At 52.3% G+C, this 6,000-nt stretch carries 7 protein-coding genes; 3 read left to right on the top strand and 4 right to left on the bottom strand.

What is annotated here, in order from left to right; all coding sequences use genetic code 11:
- Positions 1 to 69: 69 nt before the first annotated feature.
- Genes prmC through AC0QH1_RS22700 form a run of 3 tightly spaced genes read left to right on the top strand, consistent with a single transcriptional unit; the run spans position 70 to position 2,609 of the window.
- On the top strand, positions 70 to 996 hold the full coding sequence (prmC, locus tag AC0QH1_RS22710) for a peptide chain release factor N(5)-glutamine methyltransferase (protein WP_324633645.1): 927 nt from the start codon (positions 70 to 72) through the stop codon (positions 994 to 996).
- 38 nt (positions 997 to 1,034) lie between these two features.
- On the top strand, positions 1,035 to 1,619 hold the full coding sequence (locus AC0QH1_RS22705; RefSeq protein WP_324633644.1) for an L-threonylcarbamoyladenylate synthase: 585 nt from the start codon (positions 1,035 to 1,037) through the stop codon (positions 1,617 to 1,619).
- 27 nt (positions 1,620 to 1,646) lie between these two features.
- The gene (locus AC0QH1_RS22700) at positions 1,647 to 2,609 is read left to right on the top strand and encodes a sensor histidine kinase (protein WP_324633643.1); all 963 of its coding nucleotides are present in this window, start codon (positions 1,647 to 1,649) and stop codon (positions 2,607 to 2,609) included.
- Here AC0QH1_RS22700 and AC0QH1_RS22695 read toward each other — a convergent pair.
- The 4 genes from AC0QH1_RS22695 to rplU form a co-directional block, all read right to left on the bottom strand.
- A complete protein-coding gene (locus tag AC0QH1_RS22695; RefSeq protein ID WP_324633641.1) occupies positions 2,557 to 3,033 on the bottom strand; it encodes a GNAT family N-acetyltransferase in 477 nt (158 codons plus the stop codon). The two genes, AC0QH1_RS22700 and AC0QH1_RS22695, sit on opposite strands and share 53 nt — an antisense overlap.
- A gap of 724 nt (positions 3,034 to 3,757) precedes the next feature.
- Positions 3,758 to 4,741, bottom strand: coding sequence for a porphobilinogen synthase (gene hemB, locus AC0QH1_RS22690; RefSeq protein ID WP_324633639.1), 984 nt, complete (start codon positions 4,739 to 4,741; stop codon positions 3,758 to 3,760).
- Between the two features lie 308 nt (positions 4,742 to 5,049).
- Positions 5,050 to 5,334 (bottom strand): 50S ribosomal protein L27, encoded by a 285-nt coding sequence (gene rpmA / locus AC0QH1_RS22685; RefSeq protein WP_324633638.1) that lies wholly within the window; start codon positions 5,332 to 5,334, stop codon positions 5,050 to 5,052.
- A 119-nt stretch (positions 5,335 to 5,453) separates the two neighbouring features.
- Positions 5,454 to 5,867 (bottom strand): 50S ribosomal protein L21, encoded by a 414-nt coding sequence (rplU, locus tag AC0QH1_RS22680; protein ID WP_324633637.1) that lies wholly within the window; start codon positions 5,865 to 5,867, stop codon positions 5,454 to 5,456.
- Positions 5,868 to 6,000 lie beyond the last annotated feature (133 nt).

The raw sequence follows: 6,000 nt of genomic DNA, 5'->3' as shown, positions 1-6,000 counted from the left end.
GGCGAATTCCTCCCCATACATAAATGACAGGGGTTTCCATTCGCCCCCCTTACCAACCCCTAATTTTCGATGACAAACGGTTCGCCAGCACACTGGGTTTCCGGATTGGAATTATGGCAGTGGCGCGAGGAAGCTTGCGTCGCTGCTATTGCTGTTGGCATCCCCCCCAACGAACTAGACTGGTTGCTGCAAGCAGTAAGCGATCTGGATAAATTGGCATTGCGCTTGCACTCGTTTAAAGGGCGATCGCAAATTCCACTGACGCTCCCTTGGGCAAAACTCAGACAATTGTGGCAGCAACGGCTCGAGGAAAAAGTGCCAGTTCAGTATCTCGTCGGGGTGACGCCTTGGCGCAATTTTCAGTTAGCCGTCACCCCGGCGGTGTTGATTCCCCGTCCGGAAACCGAGTATTTGATAGAGTTGAGCCTCGCCGCTGGCAAAAATCCCCCGATCGCCGTTTCCCCGCCGTTAGACTGCGGACTTTGGGCCGATTTGGGCACCGGAAGCGGTGCGATCGCCGTCGGATTGGCGGAAAGCTTCACTCGCGCCCAGATTCATGCCATTGAGCGATCGCAAGCTGCCCTGGATATCGCCTCGCGCAATGCCCGGAACCTGGGATTGGGCGATCGCATCGCTTTCCATCTCGGGGACTGGTTCAAACCCCTCGCACCCTGGGAAGGGCAACTCAGTGGCATCGTTTCCAATCCGCCCTACATTCCCAGTCACATGGTGGGGGAATTGCAACCCGAAGTAGCCCAACACGAACCGCATCTCGCCCTCGATGGCGGCCCGGATGGATTGGATTGCATTCGCCATATTGTCGCCACCGCCCCGGATTATCTGCGATCGGGCGGCGTGTTACTGTTTGAAATGATGGCCGGACAAGCCCCCGCCGTCACCGAGTTACTGCAACAACAAGGCAGTTATTGCCAAATTGAGATATTCTCAGATTTAGCAGGCATCGAACGCTTTGCCCGCGCTTATCGCGTTAAATGAGAATTTTTCTGGTCACAGAATGGCTGTAAATTTTTAACATGACCGCAGTTTCAATCGATGCGCTGATTTCCAGTGCCCGAAAAGGGCAGCTAGTCAGTTTTCCCACCGATACCGTTCCGGCGTTAGCGGCGCGTCCCGATGCGGCGGAATTAATCTTTTTGGCCAAACAGCGCCGTCGAGATAAACCGTTGATTTTAATGGGGGCAACCGCTGAAGACCTGTGGCCCTATGTAACCGGCACCCCAGAAGAATTCCAGGTGTGGCAGGAGGTGGCCTCGAAACACTGGCCCGGGGCGCTAACCCTGGTGCTACCCGCATCCTCTGCCGTTCCTCGGGAGATGAATCCCCTGGATCCAACCACTTTGGGGATCCGGGTGCCAGATCTGGCGATCGCCCGCCAAATTCTCGCCCAAACCCAGCCACTCGCCACCACCAGCGCTAACCGCAGCGGTCAGCCCCCGTTGCGATCGATGGCAGACATTGAGGCGCAATTTCCAGAGGTGCTGACTCTACAGGTTGATGAATCTCTACCCCGACCGAATGCCAGCGGCGTTCCTTCTACCGTGGCAAAATGGACGGGCAACCGCTGGGAAATCCTGCGTCAGGGCGCAATTAAATTGTAAGTGTTGAGTGCGTGAGGCAGGGAGCCAATGATGGACTGGAGCAATTGGGTGTATTTGGGAGTCGGATTGGGGATCGGGTTTGTCAGCGCGCGTTGGGCGGTGGGCAAAAACAGCGCCCACCACAATTCTCATGGCACCGAATCGACAGAAAATACCGCGAACCTGTCGGAGGTGGTGAACCAGTTACACCAAACTCAACTCGACTATCAACTGGCTAGCCAAATGTGCCAGTTTAAAGCGGGGTTTCTCTCTCGCATCTCCCACGAGTTGCGATCGCCCCTGAATGGTTTGATCGGTGCCCATCAATTAATTTTGAGCGATTTGTGTGAAGATGAGGCGGAGGAACGCGAGTTTTTACGTCAAGCCAATACCTCGGTGCAGAAAATGATGGACATGCTCGATCGCATTGTGGATGTCTCTCGCGTCGAGGAGGGTCGCAATCCGCTCGAGATGGAACCGCTTCAATTGGCTGAACTGTTTGAAGAAGTGCAATATTTGAGTGAAGTGCAAGCCGCCAATCGCAATATCTCCCTCAAGGTGGTCAAACCCGACCCGAATCTTTATGTCAGCGCGGACCAGCGGTGCCTGATCCAAGTTCTGGTTAATTTTATCGATATGGCCATTACTCCTTCTACCCTCGAGAGCATTCACCTGTCTGCCCAATCCCCTGGGAGTGCTGAATCGAACAACGGTGAAGGTGGCGATCGCATTTGCATCTGGGTGGATTTGCCTCTTCCTGCGGATACTTTTACAGAACCTACGGATTTACTGCGATCGCCTCCACCCACTCCGAGCAAACCGGATGAAAATCCTCAGCTGTCTCCCGGAACCATTTTGATGATGAATCAGACGCTCTTGGAACTGATGCAAGGACGTCTGGAAATTATCGAGTCTCCCCCAAACCTGGAGGAGACTGATTCAGAAGAATCTATGCAGTTTACCCGACTTCAATGCTCGCTTCCACAGGCGTTTCCCGCGTCGCAATCTTAGGCGTAAAGGAGTGGTTCTGATGCAATACCATTGTGGTGGTGGTATTGGTCTCGAAGCCAATCCGCTGGTAAAATTTCTGCTGGTAGGTGGTCATTAGGTAAATTCTCTCCACCCGATTCATGTGCGGGTGGCTCAACAGGGTTTCGACTAATTTGCGCCCCAGTCCCACTCCTTGATACTCCGGGTGAATCACTACGTCCCAAATCGTGGCTCGGTAAATGCCGTCTGATGTGGCCCGGGCACACCCGATCAGGCGCTCTCCATCCCAGCAGCTAATCACCGGTTCGCTGTTGGCGATCGCAATGGCTAAATCCTCTAGGCTTCTATCCTTTGCCCAAAATGCCGTGATTTCAAATAGCAATTTGAGTTTGTTCGGCTCGACTTCCGATTTGCGATCGCTAAATCTAATATGACTGCAATCCATCTTTACCCTTTTTTCTCCTAATTTGATGGCACTCTAATTTCTTCAAATTGCGGTGACATTTGTCACCTTTGTGTCACTTCATCTGGATGAATGCTTTTCGCAGATTATTGCCCATAATCTCTATCTGTCATCCAACACAGATGCCGTCGTTTCTCTTTGGCAAGGTATTCTTCTCGAGGTCTGAATTCTTCGTAGAGCTGCGGTTTTGGCAGGCTCTTGGCTGCGTTATCCCGGCAAAGTGCTTGAATTATTTCGCTTCGTCTACTCTGCTGCTCCTACTCGAAATCAGGGATAGTTTAAAGCTTATAATCAATGACTTTGTAATTTCATATACTAGCAGAACTCCGGCAAATTTATATCTAAATTTCTTGACATTTTCACCGCCAAAACCCTCGAACTCGCCTCTGTTCTAGCACAGCAAGATTTTCGCAATTTCCTATTTTTTGTTCGCCTTCTGGCACCTGGGGTCTCGCCGTGGATGGCGATCGCCCACCTAACTCCGATGAGGGTGAGGTGGTCATCGGTCCTCGGTAAACTGGGGATCGCGGATGGAACAGATCCCCAAGGGCAGGCATAATAAAAAACCCACACCCAGTGGGGGTGGGGCAATTGGCTATGGCTTCTGCGTGGGTAACAAACACTCTGTCAGCATAAGTCCCCTCTGGTGGGGCTATGCATTCCCGGTGGCTTGTCACAACTGCCACATTTGCTTCAGCGGATAAAATTAGTTTTGCAGCCAGCGCGCCGCATCTTTGGCGTGGTAAGTCAAAATCAAGTCAGCGCCAGACCGTTTAAAGGCGGTTAAGGTTTCCATCACCACTTTTTCTTCATCGATCCAACCGTTGAGGGCTGCGGCTTTCACCATCGAATATTCCCCAGAAACGTTATAAGCCGCTACCGGCAAATGGGTGGCATCCTTGACCCGCGCAATGATATCCATATATGCCAAAGCGGGTTTGACCATCAGCATATCCGCACCCTCGGCAATGTCGAGCTCGATTTCTTTGAGCGCTTCGCGGCTGTTGCCCGGATCCATCTGATAGGTGCGGCGATCGCCAAACTGCGGGGCAGACTCCGCCGCATCCCGGAATGGTCCATAATACGCAGACGCATATTTGGCCGCATAAGACATAATCGGAATATGCTGGAAATCCGCTTTATCCAACGCCGAGCGAATGGCTTGCACGAAACCATCCATCATTCCTGAAGGTGCAATCACATCAGCCCCGGCTTTGGCTTGCGAAACGGCAGTTTTTCCCAGCAACTCCAAGGTGGGATCGTTGAGCACTCGCCCGGTTAAGTCCCCCACCTCCAGATAGCCGCAGTGTCCGTGAGTGGTGTATTCGCACAGGCAAGTATCCACCATAACCAGCAGTTCTGGTACCGCTTCCTTGACGGCGGTGGTGGCTTTTTGGACGATGCCACAGTCATGCCAAGCACCAGTGGCTTCGGTGTCTTTATTCTCCGGAATCCCAAAGAGGATAATCGCCGGAATGCCTAGGTCGTACACTTGTTTGGCTTCTTCAACGATTTTATCCACCGACAGTTGGTAGACTCCGGGCATGGATTTCACTTCTTGGGCGATCGCTTCCCCAGGTACGGCAAATAGAGGATAAATTAAATCGTTGGCGGTGACGATGGTTTCACGCACCATCTGACGCAATTTGGGGTGTTGACGCAAGCGGCGCGGGCGATGAGTTGGAAACATAGCTTTAACTGTTAACCCTCAAACGTATTCTGTTTTAGTCTATGACGGTTAGGGGCTACTAACTTCACAATAACCGTTACGTTCTGTTACATCTCATCGGATGAAATGCGAGACTGCATTGGGTCGGTGCGCGAACCCTTGTCTAGACGCGCTCTTATCCCGTCTCTACCCAGCATTGAACTCGGGGCGACCCAGAATTGAAGTCGCAAAACAATCAAGCTGTAAATAGAAAAAAATAGCAAAGGGTGGGCATTGCCCACCCTTGAAAAGATGAAAATCAATGGCCAAACATCGGAGCGGCCAAAGGGTTATGCTTGAGCGGTCGCGGTTTCTGCTGCACCGTTGGGGTACACGCTGACTTTTTTGCCGCGCTTGCCTTTTCGTTCAAAGGTGACGATGCCATCAACCAAGGCAAAGAGAGTATCGTCACTTCCGCGTCCCACGTTGGTTCCGGGGTGAAATTTGGTGCCGCGCTGACGAATCAAAATGTTGCCAGCTCTCACCACTTGACCGCCAAAGCGCTTGACGCCTAGACGCTGGGCATTCGAGTCGCGACCGTTGCGCGTACTGCCTGTTCCTTTCTTATGAGCCATAGTTCCTCAATGGTATTGACAATTGCTTTGCGTTGGGGGATGGGGAAGGCCGATCGCCGATTCGCAGAAGCAGACTGCCGATCCCCTCTCCTTGTCTGGAGTGTTTCCCCCCTATTATTCTATTCTGCCGCAGTTTCGCTGGTTTCTGCTGCCGCTTCACTGTCTGCGGTCGCGGGAGCGGCGGTGGATTCTCCTGCCGTGGCAATGGGGGATCCGTTCATGCCGATCGAGAAGATCGTCACCCGGGTCAGTTCTTGCCGATGCCCGCGCTTTTTGCGGGTTTTCTTTTTCGGCTGCATCTTGTACACGATGACTTTGCGTCCGCGCATGTGTCGCATTACCTTGGCTTCCACGGTGGCACCTTCTACAAAGGGTTGACCCACCTGAATGTTGCCGTCGTTGTTGATTAACAAGACGCTTTCAAAGGAGAAGGTTTCATCCTCTTCCACCGGCAGCCGATCTAAGTCGTAGAACCGACCGGGTTCTACGCGCATTTGCTTGCCACAAGTTTCGATGATTGCGTAAGTGCTCATATAATTGGGGATTGATGAGAGTTGCCGTACAGGTAGCTGGTTTTTTCCCAGCTTTTTCATGGTTTAACCCGATCCGAGCAAGAGATAGAGAGCAAGTTTTCTATTTTCGCTCATCACCGGATTGCAGGTCAAG

Source organism: Phormidium sp. CCY1219 (assembly GCF_055795085.1).
The sequence above is the reverse complement of the archived record's forward strand: the minus strand, read 5'-3'. Positions and strand labels throughout refer to the sequence as shown.